The sequence below is a fragment of the Methylosinus sp. genome, assembly GCF_036560965.1.
Lineage (GTDB): Bacteria > Pseudomonadota > Alphaproteobacteria > Rhizobiales > Beijerinckiaceae > Methylosinus.
The window spans coordinates 285,262-302,552 of the sequence record NZ_DATBQF010000018.1 but is presented as its reverse complement, the minus strand read 5'-3'; the positions used below and the strand labels follow the sequence as shown (position 1 = coordinate 302,552).

Annotated in this window: 17 protein-coding genes and 1 tRNA gene; 6 read left to right on the top strand and 12 right to left on the bottom strand. The window is 66.4% G+C overall.

Features of this window, described 5'->3' with window-relative positions; translation table 11 throughout:
- Nucleotides 1–24: 24 nt before the first annotated feature.
- Nucleotides 25–438: an Hpt domain-containing protein gene (locus VIF40_RS05490; protein WP_331936513.1), complete on the top strand. Its 414-nt coding sequence runs from the start codon at nucleotides 25–27 to the stop codon at nucleotides 436–438.
- Between the two features lie 7 nt (nucleotides 439–445).
- On the opposite strand, the gene VIF40_RS05485 is transcribed toward VIF40_RS05490, so the two are convergent.
- From VIF40_RS05485 to VIF40_RS05465, 5 genes are all read right to left on the bottom strand, one after another.
- Nucleotides 446–673: a hypothetical protein gene (locus VIF40_RS05485; protein ID WP_331936512.1), complete on the bottom strand. Its 228-nt coding sequence runs from the start codon at nucleotides 671–673 to the stop codon at nucleotides 446–448.
- 115 nt (nucleotides 674–788) lie between these two features.
- Nucleotides 789–1,850: an SGNH/GDSL hydrolase family protein gene (locus tag VIF40_RS05480; RefSeq protein ID WP_331936511.1), complete on the bottom strand. Its 1,062-nt coding sequence runs from the start codon at nucleotides 1,848–1,850 to the stop codon at nucleotides 789–791.
- Nucleotides 1,851–1,890: 40 nt separating this feature from the next.
- The gene (locus tag VIF40_RS05475; protein WP_331936510.1) at nucleotides 1,891–2,715 is read right to left on the bottom strand and encodes a class I SAM-dependent methyltransferase; all 825 of its coding nucleotides are present in this window, start codon (nucleotides 2,713–2,715) and stop codon (nucleotides 1,891–1,893) included.
- 268 nt (nucleotides 2,716–2,983) lie between these two features.
- Nucleotides 2,984–3,068 (bottom strand) — tRNA-Leu (locus tag VIF40_RS05470).
- A 92-nt stretch (nucleotides 3,069–3,160) separates the two neighbouring features.
- Nucleotides 3,161–4,276, bottom strand: coding sequence for a linear amide C-N hydrolase (locus VIF40_RS05465; protein WP_414684756.1), 1,116 nt, complete (start codon nucleotides 4,274–4,276; stop codon nucleotides 3,161–3,163).
- A gap of 273 nt (nucleotides 4,277–4,549) precedes the next feature.
- Between VIF40_RS05465 and VIF40_RS05460 the strand changes: the two genes are divergently transcribed.
- A complete protein-coding gene (locus tag VIF40_RS05460) occupies nucleotides 4,550–6,142 on the top strand; it encodes a L,D-transpeptidase family protein (protein WP_331936509.1) in 1,593 nt (530 codons plus the stop codon).
- A gap of 65 nt (nucleotides 6,143–6,207) precedes the next feature.
- Here the strand turns inward: VIF40_RS05460 and fabI are convergent, their stop codons facing one another.
- Nucleotides 6,208–7,086 carry an enoyl-ACP reductase FabI gene (gene fabI, locus VIF40_RS05455; RefSeq protein ID WP_331936508.1) on the bottom strand — a complete coding sequence of 293 codons (879 nt, stop codon included), beginning with the start codon at nucleotides 7,084–7,086 and terminating at the stop codon, nucleotides 6,208–6,210.
- Between the two features lie 309 nt (nucleotides 7,087–7,395).
- Between fabI and VIF40_RS05450 the strand changes: the two genes are divergently transcribed.
- From VIF40_RS05450 to VIF40_RS05440, 3 genes are all read left to right on the top strand, one after another.
- Nucleotides 7,396–7,911 carry a sigma factor-like helix-turn-helix DNA-binding protein gene (locus tag VIF40_RS05450; RefSeq protein WP_331936507.1) on the top strand — a complete coding sequence of 172 codons (516 nt, stop codon included), beginning with the start codon at nucleotides 7,396–7,398 and terminating at the stop codon, nucleotides 7,909–7,911.
- 12 nt (nucleotides 7,912–7,923) lie between these two features.
- Nucleotides 7,924–8,802: an anti-sigma factor family protein gene (locus VIF40_RS05445; RefSeq protein WP_331936506.1), complete on the top strand. Its 879-nt coding sequence runs from the start codon at nucleotides 7,924–7,926 to the stop codon at nucleotides 8,800–8,802.
- Nucleotides 8,803–8,949: 147 nt separating this feature from the next.
- Nucleotides 8,950–10,878 carry an acyltransferase family protein gene (locus tag VIF40_RS05440; protein ID WP_331936505.1) on the top strand — a complete coding sequence of 643 codons (1,929 nt, stop codon included), beginning with the start codon at nucleotides 8,950–8,952 and terminating at the stop codon, nucleotides 10,876–10,878.
- 8 nt (nucleotides 10,879–10,886) lie between these two features.
- Here VIF40_RS05440 and VIF40_RS05435 read toward each other — a convergent pair whose 3' ends face one another.
- The 3 genes from VIF40_RS05435 to VIF40_RS05425 all read right to left on the bottom strand — a co-directional run bounded on the left by VIF40_RS05435 (nucleotide 10,887) and on the right by VIF40_RS05425 (nucleotide 12,946).
- On the bottom strand, nucleotides 10,887–11,333 hold the full coding sequence (locus VIF40_RS05435; protein ID WP_331936504.1) for a DUF2147 domain-containing protein: 447 nt from the start codon (nucleotides 11,331–11,333) through the stop codon (nucleotides 10,887–10,889).
- Nucleotides 11,334–11,402: 69 nt separating this feature from the next.
- Nucleotides 11,403–11,831 (bottom strand): DUF1772 domain-containing protein, encoded by a 429-nt coding sequence (locus VIF40_RS05430; RefSeq protein WP_331936503.1) that lies wholly within the window; start codon nucleotides 11,829–11,831, stop codon nucleotides 11,403–11,405.
- A gap of 50 nt (nucleotides 11,832–11,881) precedes the next feature.
- Nucleotides 11,882–12,946: a GSCFA domain-containing protein gene (locus VIF40_RS05425; protein ID WP_331936502.1), complete on the bottom strand. Its 1,065-nt coding sequence runs from the start codon at nucleotides 12,944–12,946 to the stop codon at nucleotides 11,882–11,884.
- 217 nt (nucleotides 12,947–13,163) lie between these two features.
- Between VIF40_RS05425 and VIF40_RS05420 the strand changes: the two genes are divergently transcribed.
- The gene (locus VIF40_RS05420) at nucleotides 13,164–14,210 is read left to right on the top strand and encodes a WcbI family polysaccharide biosynthesis putative acetyltransferase (protein ID WP_331936501.1); all 1,047 of its coding nucleotides are present in this window, start codon (nucleotides 13,164–13,166) and stop codon (nucleotides 14,208–14,210) included.
- Between the two features lie 58 nt (nucleotides 14,211–14,268).
- On the opposite strand, the gene VIF40_RS05415 is transcribed toward VIF40_RS05420, so the two are convergent.
- The 3 genes from VIF40_RS05415 to VIF40_RS05405 form a co-directional block, all read right to left on the bottom strand.
- On the bottom strand, nucleotides 14,269–15,531 hold the full coding sequence (locus VIF40_RS05415; protein WP_331936500.1) for a polyhydroxyalkanoate depolymerase: 1,263 nt from the start codon (nucleotides 15,529–15,531) through the stop codon (nucleotides 14,269–14,271).
- A gap of 167 nt (nucleotides 15,532–15,698) precedes the next feature.
- Complete coding sequence (gene cbiB, locus VIF40_RS05410) at nucleotides 15,699–16,691, bottom strand: adenosylcobinamide-phosphate synthase CbiB (protein WP_331936499.1); 993 nt, start codon at nucleotides 16,689–16,691, stop codon at nucleotides 15,699–15,701.
- Between the two features lie 3 nt (nucleotides 16,692–16,694).
- The gene (locus VIF40_RS05405) at nucleotides 16,695–17,246 is read right to left on the bottom strand and encodes a YbhB/YbcL family Raf kinase inhibitor-like protein (RefSeq protein WP_331936498.1); all 552 of its coding nucleotides are present in this window, start codon (nucleotides 17,244–17,246) and stop codon (nucleotides 16,695–16,697) included.
- Between the last annotated feature and the right edge of the window lie 45 nt (nucleotides 17,247–17,291).

The window sequence follows — 17,291 nt, the reverse complement described above, 5'->3', positions numbered from 1 at the left end:
GCGGCAGCGGATCGGAGACGTAGGATGACGGATGGTGAGAACCCTCGAGCCTCGAAAGCGGCGCCCGAAGCGGGAGAGCCGGCGATCGACTGGGCCTATCTTTCGCGGCAGACGATGGGCGACGTCGCGCTCGAAGACGAGCTTCTGACGCTGTTCGAGGCCCAAGCCGCGGAATTTGGCGGCAAGCTGGCGGCGGCCGCCTCCCACAAGGCGCGACTCGATCTCGTCCACACGCTCAAAGGCGCGGCGCGCGCCATCGGCGCCGTCGCGCTCGGCGATGCGGCCGAAGATTACGAAACCGCCCTGGCCCAGGCTCGCGAAACGGAAGCGCGCGGCGCGGACACGGGGGCGCGGGACACGACCGATCGTCTCGAAGCGCTCGGCGCACGCCTCGGCGAGGCGCGGCAGGCGATCTCCGCCCGGCTCCAGCATCTTTGAGCGCGCGTCAGTGCTGGCCGCCGTCGATCGAGCGCACATCGGCGGTCGAGGGCGCCCTTATGCTGGCGTTGAGCTTGCGCAGCATGATGAGGCACTGTTCCTTGACCTGCTCGTCGCGGACGGAATCGGCGACTTTGGCGAGGTGGCAGAAGGCGATGGCGCGCTGAGAGACGATGTCTTCATATTCGGAAGGGTCGCTCAGATCGACCGTGTGATCACTCGTCTCGTCGGACATGAATGGCAGGACCCTCTCTGGTTCTTCGCGTCAGCGCGGCGGACACTGCCGTCCAATTGTGGTCGCCGCTGGGCCGAGACGCTCGGAGGCCATTGGTCTAGCGGGAACTTCGCCGTCAGCGACGAAAGCGCAGCAGGAAAAACCCCAGCCAGCGCCGCCAGAAGGACGGACGCCAGAACATGACGCCGGCGATCTGCAATGTCTGCTCCGCGAACGGCGTCTGCGGCTGCGCCGGCAGCAACGCCTTGTCCTCGGGCAGGCCGGCCAGGGCGCTTTCGTCGTCGGGCATCGCGATCTCGAGATCGAATTCCGCCCAGGGCCGCCGCCGAACATAATGCAGAAGAATGAGATTGGGCACGATCTCGCGCATGCTCGATTGCGCTGTCCGGACGTAGGCCCGCCCGCCGGCCGCGATGCGAAACAGCCCGCTCGCCTCCGTCGAGCGCAGCATCAGCCCGGCGAGCCGGCCGCGGCCGGGCCAGCGGCTGGAGCCGGGCCGTGCGATCTCGAGAAAGGTCCCGGAAAAAACCGTCGCTTCGATGTCCAGGCTGCGGCAGCGGCCCTGCGGCGCGGCCGCCGTCGCCGGAACATAGTCGAAAATAGGCGTGTGAAGCCGGCTGGCCCTCGGAACCGGGATTTCGCCGCGGGAGATGATTTCGGCGACCACTTCCGCGCAGCGCCGCGACGCCTCGGCGGTCAGATGATGGGCGTCGACGAAATCCTCGAAACGCTCACGGCCGAAGATCGTGTCCAGCGTCACGCAGCGCGCCATTCCATGCGCCTTCGCGACGCCGTCGTAGACGCGCTCGACGCGCCTCACGCAGGAGTAGATGCGCGCTCGTCCCGTCGGGCGCGGACGAAGGCACAAGAACAGCAGCGGGACGCCGCGCTCCGCGCAATGCTGCGCGACGCTGGCGAGAGCGTCGTGAACGAGGGCGGTGGTCGCAAAGCCGGCGTCGAGCAGAATAATGTCGTTGAGCGCATATTCGAAAACGACGAGATCGGGCGGCGCCTGCTCGCGCTGCTCCGCCTCCTGGAGGCGCACGAGGCCATAGAGCGAGCCGACGGCGCCGAGAAACCGATTGGCGATCTCATGTTCCGGCATGAGCGCCTGCAATTGCGAGGCCCAGCCGAAATAGACGCCGGCGTTGGAGCCGCCGAGCAGCAGCACTCTCATATCGCCTTCCAGCCCCGCCTCATTCTACCGACGCAGGCCGTCACGATCTGCGCGCGAAGATCGATATGGCCGGCCCGAAGAAGTGGTTCGGATCGTCATGGGTCGTGCGAATATCGTCGAAGCCGAGCGCCCGCAGCGCGGCGAGCAGATCGTCCTTGTCGAGCCAACGATGGTCGTCGCGCATGCCGCCGCAAAAGGCCGGATTCGCCTCCGCCCGTATATAGCTTCTCGGATAGGCTCGCACGGTGACGCCGTGAAAGGAATGCTCCTCGGGAAGATTCGACAAGACGCTGCGCCGCGGATCGGACAGCGGCATCGCATCCGACACGACATGCGTCCAGATGAAGACCGCCGAGGCGCGCTGCGCGATGAGCTCGAGCAGCCGCAGCGGATCGTGCTGATGATACAGCACGCCGGAGGCGACGATCAGATCATAGCTCTTGTCGGTGTGCTCCAGCCATTTGACGAAATCGCCGAGCCAGAAGCGGGCCTTCTGCAGCCGGAAAATTTCCTTGGCGACGAGGCAGCGCATGAAGGCGAGCTGATTCGCCTCCACCGCGTCGACCACCGCGCCGGCGTTCTCCAGCATATAGGTGTGGCCGGCCTCGAGCGGGCCGAGCTCCAGCACCTCGCGGCCGTCGAGCGCGCCGAAACATTCGATGGCCCAGAAGATTCGCGCGTCATAAAAGGTCGGCACGACGCCGGCCTTCACGTTATAGGCCTCGGGAAAAGCAGTGCTCCAGCCTTCGATCGCGTCAATGGCGTTCTGATGCGTGGGAAGAGCGTCCACGTAACGATCGAATGTCGGCTCCTTGCGCTGAAATAATTTTACGAACCTGTCCCAATTGAATACGCGAGCCGACATTTTTGAATTCCATGCTCTCTATCGACGCTCTCTATCGGCCGGCCGCCGCTTCTCTCATTCGGCGTCGACGCTCGAGCGTTCTACAATAGAATCTACGGCAGACGCGGGAATTCGTCCGATCTTCGCCGCCGGCGCGCGCTTTCCATCCAGCTTCGGCCAGATGGCGCGACGACAGCGCGGGACTTCCGACCGGGGAGAGGCTTTCGCCGACATCGGCCTACGGCCGAACGCCGCGCCGAAAGGCAAGGACCCTCGTGTCCTCGAGACTTGGTGCGGTCGAGAGGACTCGAACCTCCACTGGTTGCCCAACTAGCACCTCAAGCTAGCGCGTCTACCAATTCCGCCACGACCGCTCCGGGGCGCCTCGATCGAGACCGAAGCTCCGGCAGGCGGCCCGTCTAACAAAAAGCCTCACCCATGACAAGGCGTTCTCGACGATCTGGCCTCAATGTTTGGGAAATTCGACCGGAGCCGCCCTCGAGGAGGGTCGCAGCGGGGCCGCCCGCACGCTGCGGCCCTCGAGCTCCAACTTCGTCAGGTCGATGCTGCGCAGCGCTTGATTATCATAGCTCTTCACATAGTAGACGCGCCCCGAGAGATCGGCGATCGACGACCATTGCGTGTATTCGAAACGCGACGTCTCCTGCGGCGAAACGCGCACCAGCCCCATCGGAATGTCGAAATTATTGAGAATATGCTCGGCGAGGCGCACCGTTTCGGCGGCGGTCTTCTGCGGCTCGGCGGAGAGGGTGAGGCCCACCGCGCGCACGAAGCGCGAGGGCGGGGTCGGATCGCCGGGAACGCCCAGCAGGCCGGAGCCCGCGCCGAGCGGGGCGAAACTCTCCCCGGCGATCTTCAGCGGCGCGGCGTCGACCGGCGAGAGCTTCACATAATTGCGCAGATTGGTGAGGTGCCAGTCGAAAGAGGGGGCGTTGGTCATCACGCCCAGCGGATTGTCATAGACTTTCAGCCGGCCGCCGATCGGCTCGATGACGAGCGAGGCGCCGCTGGCGTCGTGCAGCGTGTAGTGGAAGGGCGGGACGATGCCGAGCGTCGGCTGGACGAGATCGACGATAGCGATCGTGTCGAGCGCCGCGCGAACCTCCGCGACGCTGGCGAAATTGCCCAGCGCCCAGGTGAGAAAGTCCCAGGGCGCGAGCGCATGGCGGCGATCGGCCGAATCGGGGTGGGCCGAATCGGGGTCCGCATATCCGGCGAAGCCCGGAAAATAGAGAATGCCGCCGGCGAGGCCTTTTTCATTCAGCCCATCGACGACGACCGGCAGGCCGAAAGCGTTGAGGCCGGCGATCGCATAGCGCGACTTCCAGCCCCATCCGGGCTTGCCCTCCGGCCCCGTCGCCCGCGCGGCGTAATGGCGCGGGATGACGATCGCCTCCGATTCGAGCGGAAAGCCGAACTCCAGCGTGCGGCCGTAGACGGGCGAGCCGTCGGCGGACTTCAGCAGAAAGCTCGTGCAGGCCGCGGCCGGGGCGAGCGAGAGCGCAAGGACGAGCGGCAGCGCGGTGAGCCGCCCCAACGTGTTTCGAAATGAATTCGCCACGATCTTCGTCTCCGATGAAGCCGTGTCGTCAGATAGGACTCGCCATGGGCGGTGGCGCGCGCGAGGCGAGCGAAAGCGGCGAACGGCCTCGAGGCTCGGCGCCGCGAATAGGGAAAATGCGTCACAAATCGTCGCAACGTGCGTCGGCGCATAGATGTCAGCCGATCGTTAACCAATAAGAGCAATGCAGGCGAGGGTGACGCTCTGTCCAGATCGGAAGGGCGCGTTATCTGGTCGAGCAACGAGTTCGTGTGCGTCGGGAGTTTTCGAGTCATGTCGGAAGTCGCTGCTGTAAGCCGCAGCCGCAGGGTCTGCGTTCGCGCCTTTTCCGCGGTCTGCGCCGCGAGCGTCATCGCCTATAGTCTCGCCCTGGAGGCGAGACCCGCCGCGGCGCTGGGCTATTCCTCTTCCGACGCCGACGCCCCGAGGGCGCCGCGGAAGGGCCATGGGAAGCGGGGAAAATCCGTCTCCGACGCCAAGCCGATCGAAAATGTGAGCCTCGCGCGGCCGCTGTTCGCGGTGGTGTCGCTCAGCGGCCAGCATATCTCCATCTATAATCACAACGGCCTCGTCGACCGCTCGACGATCTCCACCGGCGTGCCCGGCCATCTTACGCCGGAGGGAATGTTCACCATTCTCGGCCGCGAGCGCTTCCACCGCTCCAATCTCTATTCCGGCGCGCCCATGCCCTTCATGCAACGCATCACCTGGTCCGGCGTCGCCATGCACACGGGCCATGTGACCGGCCATCCGGCCTCGCACGGCTGCATCCGCCTGCCGGGCGCCTTCGCTCAGAAGCTGTGGGGCATGACGCGCATCGGCGAGCGCGTCGTCATCGCGCCCTATGATCTCGCGCCCACCGAAATCTCGCATCCGGCGCTGCCCACGCCGCAGATGCGCTCGCCGACGGAGGCCTCGGCGGCGACGCTCGCCGATGCCGGGCTGCGCGACGGCTTCGCCGATGGCGGCCCCGCGCCGCTGCTCAATCCGCGGCGCTACGCCGATGAGCTGAAGACCAAATCGGCAGCCGAGGCGGCCGCAGCCTCCAAGGCGGCGACCGAAGCCTCGCTCGCGCTGAACGCCAAGCGGCAGGAGACCGCGCGCGCCTCGGCCGAGCTGCGCTCCGCCGAAGCGGTCGAGATCCTCGCCCGCGCCAAGGCCGAAAGCGCCGCCAAGGCCGCCGAGACCGCCGCCGCCAAACGGCAGGAGGTCGCGACCGCAAAGCCCGATCAGACCACCAATGACGGCGCGAGCCCCGCCGAAGCGGCGAAGGCCAAGGCCGAAGCCGCCCTCGCCGAGGCCAAGGCGCGGCGCGACGCCGCCAAGACCGCTTACGATGCGAGCGACGCCGAATATGTCGACGCCGCGCGCCGCTCCCGCGAGGCGGCGGAAGCCTCGGCCGCCGCGGCCAAGGCGGAGAAGGATGCGCAATTGCGGACCGCGCCGATCTCGGTGCTGGTGAGCAAGAAGAATCAGCGCATCTATGTGCGCCAGGGGCTGACGCCGATCTTCGACGCGCCGGCGACGATCCGCGAGCCGGAGCGCCCGCTCGGCTCGCATCTCTATATCGCCACGGCGACCGGCGACAATGGCGCGCTCAAATGGTCGGTTCTCTCCATGCCGCCGCGCATCGCCGAGGCGCGCGCCACGCATAAGAGGAAAGGCATGGTGGAGGAGCGCAGCGCGGCGCCCATGGGCCCCGCCTCCAGCGCCGCCGATGCGCTGGATCGCATCGAGCTCTCCGACGAGGTGCGCCAGAAGATCGCCGATCGGCTGTGGCTCGGCGGCTCGCTGATCGTCTCCGATCAGGGGCCGAGCGTCGAGACCGGCGCCGTGGGCACCGACCTCACCGTGAAGTTCCGCTGAGGGCGCAGGATGCGAGCCCTCGGGCTCGCTATCCGATCGCTCGCCCGGCGCCCTTATCCGGCGTCCTATTTCGCCTCGGTCGTATGCTGCGGCAGCAGCGCCAGCAGCGAGGCCATTTTCGGCGCGGCGCCCGGATTCATCATGCCGACGACATGATAGCCGGCGTCGACATGCAGCACCTCGCCGGTGACGCCGCGCGCCATGGGCGAGAGCAGATAGACCGCCGTCTCGCCCACTTCCTCGATCGTCACCACGCGGCGCAGCGGCGCGTTATATTCGTTCCAGCGCAGAATATAGCGGAAGTCGCCGATGCCCGACGCCGCCAGAGTCTTGATCGGCCCCGCGGAAATGGCGTTGACGCGAATGTTCTTCTCGCCGAGATCGGCGGCGAGATAGCGCACCGAGGCCTCGAGCGCGGCCTTGGCGACGCCCATCACATTGTAATGCGGCATCCATTTCTCGGCGCCGTAATAAGTGAGCGTGAGCAGCGAGCCGCCCTCGGTCATCAGCTTCTCGGCGCGCTGCGCGACCGCCGTGAAGGAAAAGCAGGAGATCAGCAGCGATTGCGTGAAGTTCTCGGCCGTCGTGTCGACATAGCGGCCGTCGAGCTGGTCCTTGTCCGAGAAGGCGAGACAATGAACGACGAAATCGATCTTGCCCCACAGCTTCTCGACCTCGGCGAAGACCGCGTCGATCGTCTCCGGCTCGGAAACGTCGCAGCGCCCGACCACCGTCGCGCCGATCTCGGCGGCGAGCGGCCGCACACGCTTCTCCAGCGCCTCGATCTGAAAGGTGAGGGCGAGCTCGGCGCCGGCGTCGGCCGCGGCCTTGGCTATGCCCCAGGCGATCGATTTATTATTGGCGACGCCCAGCACGAGGCCGCGCTTGCCGGCGAGAACGCCGCTGAAAAGACTGCCGTTCGACGTCGGTTCCGGTTGCGACATGGGAGCAAAGGTCCATAAATCTGCGATCGAGAGGCGGGGGGTCCGCCGCCTGTCGGCAACGCCGTTGGAGGGCTGCGCAAAATGCGTGCGAGCTTTCGCGTGAGCTTGGCGCGCGCGCTGAGCGCCTGGAGCGGGCCGACCGACCGGAGGCGTCTTTGGCCTCGCATGCGGCTCGACATGCAAAAACACATAAATCTCAGGGCGCGGAGATAGTCAATCGCGCCGGACTGGCATAATATCCACTGGGGATGAAACAGAACCAGCGCCGCGCGGACGAGGCGTCGAGGGCCGCGCGAGACGGGCCGAGCGATGGGACAGGCGGAGGATTTCGACGAGACCTTGGAAAGGCTCACGCCGGGCCTGCGCCGCTATGCTCGCGCGCTGCTTTCCGGCGCGGTCAATGATGTGGCGGACGAGCTCGTCCAGACCGCGCTGCAGACCACGGCCGACGAGTCCAAGCTCGATTCCCCGAGGCGCGATTCACCCAACGCCGTTCTCGATCTTCGCGTCGACCTCTACGCCAGCCTGACCCACGCCGCGCAACGTCGGCTGCGCTCCGCCGCGCCGCATCGTCCGTCGCTGCGCCAGCCGGCGATCATGCATCGTCTCGCCGATCTCCCCTTCGAGGAGCGCGAGACGCTTCTGCTCGTCGTGCTCGAGGGCTTCACTTACGACGAGGTCGCGCGCATCACCCGCACCGATCGGCCGGTGGCGCTGATGCGGCTGATGCGCGCCCGCTCGGCGCTGACCGCGCTGGACCGCCATCCGTCGCCGGGGGCCGACGCCGGCCGGCGGCCCGGGCCGCATCTTCGCGTCGTGAAATAGCGAGCCCGGAAGATGAGCCCCCGCGAGCATGTCGACGAATCCGAGCTGCACGCTTTCGTCGACGGCGAGCTCGACGCCGAGAATCGCCGGCGCATAGAGGACCATCTGCACGGCCACGCCGAGGACGCTGCGCTGGTCGAGGGCTGGCGGCGCCAGAATGCGGCGCTGCGCGCGGCTTTCGCGCAGACGGTGAAGGAGCCCGTGCCCGCCGGACTGCGGACCGCCTCGGTGACGAGCCTCACCCGCAGCTTCGGCTCCGGCGTCAATTGGGCGCGCTTCAGCCCCAGCAAGGGGGCCTCGCTGCGGGCCATGCGGCGGTCGGACACGAGCCGCAGGCTCCCGCGCCGGCCGGCCATCGTCATGTCGCTGCTGACGCTGCTCGCCGGCGCCGTGGTGGCGGGAGCGGCGCTGCTCGCCTTCACCGGCCCCGCCTCGCCGCCTGCCCCCGCGCAGCGCGCCATCATCGAGCCGCCGGGCCTCGTCGGCCACGCCCAGCTCGCCTATCAGACCTTCGCGCAGGATGCGCGGCCGGTGGAGATCGGCGCCGACCGCAAAGGCGAGCTCTCGCTCTGGCTCGGCGAGCGCGCCGGCTTCGGACGCCTGCCCGATCTGACCGAAGCCGGGCTCGAGCTTGTCGGCGGCAGGCTGGTTCCGGGCGTTCTCGCGCCGGCCGGCCTGCTGATCTACCAATCCTCCGGCGGCGTCCGCGCCGCGCTTTACTTCGAGCGCGCCGGCGGCGAGCATCCTTCCGCCGCCCCGCCCAAGACCGCGCCCGGCCTCGCCGCGGTGGAATGGCGCGCCGCGGGCTTCGCCTTCATCCTCATCGGCCCGCTCGCCGCCGAGGTCGCGCGGGCCGCCGCCGAAAGCGCCGCCGCCCAGGCGATCCGCTGAGGTCGCCGGGAGCGCAGGCTCGAGCGTTCCCCATCCGTTGGCATGTTTCCTTCAACCGATCGCGCGAGCCGTCGGGACCGTCCCCGATTGGCACATGTTCCGTGGCCCTGGCGGCCGCGATGGCGAGTTGTGTCGAAAGGAACGGCGATGTCGGACAGCAGCGCAAACGGAGGCGAGGAAATCCGCGCCGTCCAATATTTGCGGGCGGCCGCCGCGATCCTCGTCGTCTTCAGCCATACCGGCGTCTACACGGAGCAATTCTACTGGCCGACGCCGCGCGCCTTCGGCGCGGCCGGAGTCGATCTGTTCTTCGTCATCAGCGGCTTCATCATGATGGTCGTCACCGCGCAGCGGCCGACCACGCCCGGCCGATTTCTGGCGCGCCGCTTCATCCGCATCGCCCCGCTCTACTGGCTGTTCACGCTCGCGATCCTGGCCGTCTGCCTCGTCTGGCCGGCGGCCATGCTGCATAATCTCGCGACCTTCGATCATGTCGCGCGGTCGCTGCTGTTCATCCCGCATTTCAATCCGCTCGAGAGCAATTACACGCCGTTCTTCAAGCTGGGATGGACGCTCAATTACGAGATCTATTTCTACGTCGTCTTCGCGGCGCTGCTCGTCCTTCCATCGATCCGCCTGCGGCTGGCGACGCTCGCTCTGCTCTTCTCGACGGCGGCGGCCTATTATCTCGCCTTTCTGCCGGTCGAGCCGTTTCCGCACATCTATTGCAATCCGATCATCCTCGAATTCGTCATCGGCGCGGCGGTCGGCTATCTCTTCCTGCGCGGGAAAACGGCGGCGATCGCGCCGCGCTATGCGGCCATGCTCATCGGCGCCGGAAGCTTCGTCATCGTCGTGATGTTCGACGCCGACGATTTCACGCGCGTGCAGACGGGGATCGCCTCGGCTGCGCTTCTGCTCGGCCTGCTGTCGAAGGAGGCGCATGGGCGGCTGCCGCGCTCGTCCACGCTGTTGCTGCTCGGCGACGCCTCCTATTCGATCTACCTCGCGCATCCGATCGTGCTGACGCTCGCGCGCGTCGCGGCGCAGGCGCTGCATGTTCCGGTCGATCAGCCGCTCCTCGGCATGGCGGCCGTCGTCTCGACGCTGTCGCTCTCCATCGTCGCCGGCGTCCTCACCCATCTCTTCATCGAAAAGCCGATGCTCGCCTTTCTCCGTCGCCGCCTGCTGACGCGCGCGCGAAAACCCGACTTGGTCGCCGCGCCCTCGCTCCCTCGCGTTTCGACGCGCCTCGATCGGCGCGCGGACGCCGCCGCGCTGCTATTCTGCGCGCTCGGCGTCGCGACCTTCGCCCTCGCCGGCAAAAGCCACGCCGCCGAGACCAAGCGCTCGGCGCCGGCGCGGCTCGTCCATGAGGAGGATTTTTCGCGCGCCGGCGCGCTGGACGAGAATTTCTGGTCCTATGAGTCCGGCTTCATCCGCAATCGCGAGGCGCAATATTACCGGCCGTCGAATGTCTTCGTCGCCAATGGCGCGCTGGTGCTGGAAGGCCGCGCGGAAGGCGTCGTGAATCCGCTCTACGACCGCGCCTCCAATGATTGGACGCGCTCGACGCTCTGCGGCGAATTCACCTCCGGCAGCATCGTGTCGCGGCGCTCCATGCGCTATGGCGCCGTCGAGATCGTGGCGCGCGCGCCGAAAGGCGCCGGCACCTGGCCGGCGATCTGGATGCTCGGCAATGATGGCCCGCCCTATCGCGAGATCGACATTCTGGAGGCGGTCGGCAAGCAGCCCGACATCGCCTTCACCAGCGCCCATGGCGGGCCGACGCTGGACGAGCTGACCAATTGGTCGGCGGAGACCAATGTGCCGACGCTGTCCACGCAATGGCATGTCTATCGTCTGGATTGGAGCGCCGAGACCATCGCCGTCTCCATCGACGGCCGCCGCGTGCTCACCGTCGCGCCGCGCGGCGCCGATGATCCGCTGCGGCAGCCGATGCATATTCGTATCAATCTCGCGCTCGGCGGCTCCTGGGGCGGCCCCATCGACAAGAGCGCGCTGCCGGCGCGCTTCGAGATCAAATCGATCCGCGTCTATTCCAACGAGCTTTGACGCGCGGCCTATCTCAGATCGGCGTCGATCATGGCGTGCGCCGCCGGCGGGGCGGAGATGCGAGTCCAGGTCTCGTCGCTGCACAACATGCCCCAGAGGCACCCTTTCAGCGTCAATCGCGTCGGGCTCTTGACCGTGATGAAGCCGTCATAGGTCTTGCCGTCCTCGACATTGAAGAGCTGGCCGGCCCATTCATTGGGCCCTGTCTGCCTGGCGCCGCGCAGAATCACCGCGCCGATGGAGGAGCGGTCCTCGGCGTTCCGTGCGGCGACGACCTTGGCGCAGAGCTTGCCGCCCTCGCAATCATAGAAGCTGAACTGCACGCCGCCTTCCGGCCGCAGCCAGACGCCGCGCGGATCATTGGACGAGGCGCCGGCTGCCGGCGTCGCCGCCATAGCGGCGGCCAGCAGCGCCCCGGCGGAGGGCGCTAGAAATTCCGCGAAAGAGCGGGTCATGTCGATCCTCCTTCTGCTGTGGAGGAGAAGGATCGACGAGCATCATGTCGAATCTTCGGCCGCGCCGCCTCAGCCGCTGGCGAAGACGAAGAGCGCGACCGCCAGCGCGCCGAGCGCGGTGAGCGCCAGCTCGACCTTGCCCCACAGCACGATCGACTTGCGCGCGTCGGCACCGTCCTCGGCGGCGATCAAGGCGAGAATGCGATTGTCGAGCGGCGAGATAGCATAGAACATGAACGGCCAGGCGGCGATGATCACCGCCGCGCCGGCGAGCCAGCGCACATCGTCCGAGGTCTTGTAATCGACGAAGCCGAGAATCGCCGAGAGCAGCGAGAGGCCGGCGAGCAGCGCGAATCCGCGATGATCGGAGGTCTCCCACTCCTTCATGAGCGCGGTGTCGTCGAGCTTCAGCCGCGCGGGCTGCTCGACGAAATTGACGTAGAGAGACGCCCCCGTGAAGGCGCCGGCGACAGCGAGAGCGAGCGAGCCCGTGACCATGAGGCGTAATCCTCCGTTCGAACAGCAACAGAGGATATATAAGCTCTAGGTCACGCGGTTTCGATCGCCTCTTCGTCGCAGACGATGCGGGAATTGCTCTCCGCCTCCGCCGCGACGTCGAATTTCAACGGCTCGATCTTGGCCGTCTGCGTCTCGCGCTCGGTGAAATGGTCGAAGAACATGCGCATCGTCTGGCTGATGCCGAAGGGATTTATGCGCCGCACATCCTCCCGATAGAAGCGGGCGACATTGGGCGGCGCCGTGGCGACGTCATAGGAGGGGAAATAGGCGATGTTGGGCCGCGCCCGCACCACCTCGTCGGCGGCGGCGCGCAGAATCGCCTTGATCGCCGAATTGGCCTCGAGCACATGGCGATCCTCGTAGGTGGCGATGATGCCGACCGGCGAGACGCTGAGGATGATGCGGGAATTGGCGTTGACCGAGCGAATGCGGTCGATGGAGGCGAGGAAGTCGCGCACCACCTCCGACACGGTCATATTGTGGAAGGCGAAGACCGACGGGTCCCAGACGCCGCCGGCGACGCCGGGCGCCTGCTGCAGCACCGCGCCATCGCTGCGACAGCGCCAGGATTCCGTATGGCCGAAGGTGAAGACGAAGACGTCCAGCGTCTCGAACATTTTGCGCACGGCGGCAAAATGCCGCTCGCGCTCGGCCAGCATCTCGTCGATCGACTCATAGCCGTCCGGCTCTATGCTCGGGCGGAAGGGATCGACGATGCGGCCGTCCTCCTGGCGCACCCAATGCACGAGCTCCGGCTTCAACGCCCCATAGGCGCGATCGAACAGCTGAAGCAGCGCCGTCGTGGTGTAGAGATTGCCGTAGCGGCAGGAATACATCGAATAATTGCGGCGCTCCGCCTCGGCGGCGGACATCCCCTCCGGCGGCTGCTCGGCGAGATAATAATGGTAGCCGCTGGCCTTTAGTTTCTGAGCGATTTCTTGCGCGAAACAACTCCCGCCGGTCGCCACTCTGTCTTGCAGCGAGATTTTGAAAGGGGTGGAGAGAATGGGATCGATCGCGAAGGGCGGCGTCTGCGTCACCGCCTTGCGCCAGAAGCGATGGTCGGGTAGGGAGCTATAGGGATGTTCCGCCAATTGTGGGTCTCCTGGAAAGCCGCCGGCCGCAGGGCTCGTCGAGCCGGTTCATCGAAAGACGCGCGGTCCGCCTCATAGAGGCGAAGACGGCGCGCCGGGAACGGACGATAGCGGCGGCCTCATCGATGCGACCGGGAGCATAGACGGCGACCGGGCGCTTGTCATCCTTCGGCCCCGACATCGTTTTCGGGCCGCGACGAAATGGCGTCACGCGCGCATGTTGTCACAGATCGACCGACAGATCATCCGCTCCTGGTACAATCACCTCGTCGCGCCGCGGCTCGCGCCCTTCTATTCGAAGGGCCCGCGCCTCACCGGGCCGAGCATAGCGGTCATCGGCAATTGCCAGGCTTTCGGCGTCGGCTATGCGATGAAGCTGCTCGATCCGACAGCGCGCGTCTCGCATTTCTCGGCGATCGGCACGCCGCTCGCCGACATGAAGCTGCTGGCGAAAACGCTCGCCACCTATGATTACGTGTTCAGCCACGAGTTTCTGCCCGGACAGGTGCGCGGCGGCGGCTCGGCGGAGCTCTGCGCGCTGCTCGACAAGGTCATCCTGTTTCCGGCGGTCACCTTCGCCGCCTTTCATCCCGATCTCGTCTATCTGCTCGACGCGACGCGCGGCCATGCGCCGACCATCGGCCCTGTCGGCCCCTATCATTCGGCGCTCGCGGTCTTCGCCTTCCGGCGCGGCCTCTCGGTCGACGAGGCGCATGCGCTGTTCAACCGCAATGTCTTCGAGGCGCTCGGCTATTTCGACGTGTGGAACGATGCGGTGACGGAGCTCGTCGAGGCGAGCAAGAGCAAATTCGACATGGACCTCTCGCCCGAGATCGCCAATTGGTCGCGGCGCGGCGCGTTCATGTATTCGCTCGTCCACCCGAAGCCCTTCGTGCTCTTCGATCTCGCCAGAAAGCTGTTTGCGCGCGTCGGCCTGCCGACGCCGGCCGTCAACATCGACTATTATGCGATCGACGATCTCGGACGCGCGGAGATTTTCCCCATCTATCCGCCGATCGGCGAATGGTTTGGCGTGCAGGGGAGCTACACCTTCAAGCTGGAGAATTATCATCTCTCCAGCGAGGTCGGCGAGTTCATCACGCTGCCCTATTATCTGTCCGAGTGCTACAAGGTCTATCGCCGCTGCACGCCCGCGCAGCTCACCCATCCGCGCATTGAAGCATGGCTCGCCGATCCCGCCGCCGTCGGCCGCATCATCACGCTGGCGGGGGAGAATCTGCGCAAGGGGCTGCTGCCGGCCTGACGAGAATTCGCGTCACCGGCCGCCGCTCGAGCAGGCGCTTTCTCCGATCGAATCGGACTCAGCCCTGCCTCGTCTCCACCCGCGTGAAGAAATCGCGGATGCACGGGACGATGTCGCGACGGAAGCGCGAGCCGTTGAAGACGCCGTAATGGCCGACGCCTTCTTGCAGATAATGCTGCTTGCGCAAGTCCGGTATGCTCGTGCAGAGTTCTTGCGCGGCATAGGTCTGGCCGACGCCGGAGATGTCGTCCTTCTCGCCTTCCACCGTCAGCAGAGCGGTGCGCTGGATCGCCGCGAGGTCGATGATCTCGCCGCGATGGCGCAGCAGGCCCCGCGGGATCTCGTGGCGGATGAACACCTTCTCCACCGTCTCCAGATAGAACTCCGCGGCGAGGTCCATGACGGCGAGATATTCGTCGTAGAAATCGCGATGCTTCTCGGCCGGCTCGCCGTCGCCCTCGACGAGATGGTTGAACATGTCGAAATGCGCGGCGACATGCTTCTCGAGATTCATCGCCATGAAGCCCGAGAGCTGCAGAAAGCCCGGATAGACCTTGCGCCCGAGCCCGGCGTGGGGAAAGGGCACGCTATGGATGCAATTGCGATGGAACCAGTCGACGCCGCGCTCCACCGCGAGGCGATTGACCGCCGTCGGGCTGCGGCGCGGATCGATCGGCCCGCCCATCAACACCATGGATTCGGGCGCGTCGACGCCGCCCTCGCCGTCCAGCGCCGCAATGGCGCAAATGAGCGGCACCGACGCCTGACAGACGCCGAGCGTATGCAGCGGAACGCCATCGTCGCGCTTGGACAGCAGGCGCAGCGCATCGACGAGATAATCCACATAATCGTCGAGGCCGAAGACGCCCTTCTCCGCCGGCACGGCGCGCGCGTCGCACCAATCGGTGATGTAGACGTCATGGCTCGGCAGAAAGGCCTCGACCGTGCCGCGCAGCAGCGTCGCGTAATGGCCGGACATGGGCGCGACGATCAGCAGCTTGGACTGGCGCGGCGCGACGCCCTGGAAGGCGCGGCGGAAATGCAGCAGCCGGCAGAAAGGGCGCTCCCAGACGACCTCCTCGATAATGGGCGTCGCGACGCCGTCGATGAGAGTCTCCGGCAGGCCGAAGACCGGCTTGCCATAGCGGCGCGTCATGCGCTCGAACAATTCGGCCGCCGCGGCGACGCTACGCCCGACGGATGTGTGCGCGAAGGGGTTGAACGGGTTCTTGAAGGTCGTGAGCGTGGCGTCCGACATCGCCCGCGCCGGGGCGAACGCCAGATGCATCATCTCATAGAATTGGTACGACAGCCGATCCATCTCTCCGCGCTCCCCTCATGCGCAGCAGCCGCTCGTTCGAGCTTTGCTGCAACGCACAAAAAAGAAATTATAGCATAGTCAAGGTCACGGGAAATGAAATCTGGCGCTGTTTTACGCGAGGCGCCGAAAAATTTTCACTCCTTACGTCTAAGCATAAGCTAATTTGCCTATTTGCTGAGCAGCAGTAGAGCAGCGCCTGCGAAAACGCAGATCGCCGTCGCCGCGGCGCATCGGAAAATCCCGAGAGCGCGCCGAATATCGTTCGACGAGGCCTCGGCGGACCCCGAGCCGAGCCAGGCGCCGTCGACCAGATGCGATCCATAGGCGCGCGGCCCGCCGAGGCGCAGCCCCAGCGCGCCGGCCATCGCCGCCTCCGGCCAACCGGCGTTGGGCGAGGCGTGCGCGCCCGCGTCGCGGCGGCAGATCGCGAGCGCGTCGCGGCAAGTCGCGAGCGTGAAGGAGGCTCCCGTCATTGCGGCGCCTGTGGCGATGAGGAGCGCGGAAAAGCGCGCGGCCGGGAGATTGAGGAGATCGTCCAGCCGGGCGCTCGCCCAACCGAACGCTTCATGTCGCATCGTCCTATGGCCTATCATGCTGTCGGCCGTGTTCACGGCCTTGTATATGAGCGCTCCGGGCAGGCCGAACAAGGCCGTGGCTAAGGCGGGGCCGATCACGCCATCCGAGAAATTCTCGGCGAGACTTTCGATCGCCGCCCGGCTCACGCCCGCTTGGTCGAGACGCGACACATCGCGTCCGACGATTTTTCCCACGCTGGCGCGGCCGCGCTCCAGCGATTGGTCGAGCGCATCCGCCACATCGCTCACATGCGAATAGAGGCTGCGCTGCGCATAGAGGCTCGAGGTCAGCACGGCGAGCGGAACGACGCCGAAGGGCAGAGCGAGACAGGCTCGCTGCAACGCGAGGCCGACGACGAGCGCGATCGAGACGATGACGACGATCGCGCCGACGCCGGCGAGACGACGCAGGAGAGGCGACGCGTCATCGCGATTGAGCCGATCGTCGAGCGCTGCGATGAGCGCCCCGATCCAGGTGACCGGATGGCCGATGGCGGCGAACAGCCATTGCGGATAGCCGATCGCCGCCTCGATCGTGAGACCGAGCGCGGCGAGCGCGAGATGATCCGCCAGTCCCTCGAGCAAAGCTCAGCGGCCGTAGAGGCCGGTGAGGCTCGCCTTGGCGAGGACATTCTGATTGACGATGAAGCCGACCAGCGAGGCGGTCGCGCCCTCGGGCGCCGCCACCGTCTCGACGCCGAGCGCATAGAGGGTGAAGACATAGCGATGCGGCGGATCGCCGACCGGCGGACAGGGCCCGCCCCAGTGAGAAAAGCCATAGTCGCTGCGAATCGGCTTCGCGCCCGAAGGCAGGCCGGCGCCATCCGGCGTTCCGGCGCCCTGCTTCAACCCGCGCGCGTCGGCGGGGATATCGATGACGAGCCAATGCCAGAAGCCGGCGCCGCCGGTCGGCGCGTCCGGATCATGGCAGAAAAGCGCGAAGCTCCTGGTTCCCGCCGGCGGCTCGCTCCAGCGCAGCTCCGGCGAGATATTGTCGCCCGTCCCGCCGAAATCGTCGAAAACGAATTTGCGGTCGATGGTCGCGCCCTCGGCGATATCGGGGCTGGTCAGCGCGAAGCCGCCGCCCGCGCTCTCCGCCGGCGCGAGGAGAATCGGAAAATCGAGGAGATTGCGCGTCATTTCGGCCCCCTGTCTCGCTCCTCGGAATGAGGAGGCTTCTTCTAG

What these genes read in the sequence shown, in the direction of transcription:
- VIF40_RS05420 (WP_331936501.1), top strand. Translation starts at nt 13,164, where the DNA reads ATGTTGTCACAGATCGACCGACAGATCATCCGCTCCTGGTACAATCAC.
- VIF40_RS05485 (WP_331936512.1), bottom strand. Translation starts at nt 673, where the DNA reads ATGTCCGACGAGACGAGTGATCACACGGTCGATCTGAGCGACCCTTCC.
- VIF40_RS05490 (WP_331936513.1), top strand. Translation starts at nt 25, where the DNA reads ATGACGGATGGTGAGAACCCTCGAGCCTCGAAAGCGGCGCCCGAAGCG.
- VIF40_RS05430 (WP_331936503.1), bottom strand. Translation starts at nt 11,831, where the DNA reads ATGGTCACGGGCTCGCTCGCTCTCGCTGTCGCCGGCGCCTTCACGGGG.
- VIF40_RS05475 (WP_331936510.1), bottom strand. Translation starts at nt 2,715, where the DNA reads ATGTCGGCTCGCGTATTCAATTGGGACAGGTTCGTAAAATTATTTCAG.
- VIF40_RS05405 (WP_331936498.1), bottom strand. Translation starts at nt 17,246, where the DNA reads ATGACGCGCAATCTCCTCGATTTTCCGATTCTCCTCGCGCCGGCGGAG.
- VIF40_RS05440 (WP_331936505.1), top strand. Translation starts at nt 8,950, where the DNA reads ATGTCGGACAGCAGCGCAAACGGAGGCGAGGAAATCCGCGCCGTCCAA.
- fabI (WP_331936508.1), bottom strand. Translation starts at nt 7,086, where the DNA reads ATGTCGCAACCGGAACCGACGTCGAACGGCAGTCTTTTCAGCGGCGTT.
- VIF40_RS05415 (WP_331936500.1), bottom strand. Translation starts at nt 15,531, where the DNA reads ATGGATCGGCTGTCGTACCAATTCTATGAGATGATGCATCTGGCGTTC.
- VIF40_RS05460 (WP_331936509.1), top strand. Translation starts at nt 4,550, where the DNA reads ATGTCGGAAGTCGCTGCTGTAAGCCGCAGCCGCAGGGTCTGCGTTCGC.
- VIF40_RS05435 (WP_331936504.1), bottom strand. Translation starts at nt 11,333, where the DNA reads ATGACCCGCTCTTTCGCGGAATTTCTAGCGCCCTCCGCCGGGGCGCTG.
- VIF40_RS05445 (WP_331936506.1), top strand. Translation starts at nt 7,924, where the DNA reads ATGAGCCCCCGCGAGCATGTCGACGAATCCGAGCTGCACGCTTTCGTC.
- VIF40_RS05450 (WP_331936507.1), top strand. Translation starts at nt 7,396, where the DNA reads ATGGGACAGGCGGAGGATTTCGACGAGACCTTGGAAAGGCTCACGCCG.
- VIF40_RS05480 (WP_331936511.1), bottom strand. Translation starts at nt 1,850, where the DNA reads ATGAGAGTGCTGCTGCTCGGCGGCTCCAACGCCGGCGTCTATTTCGGC.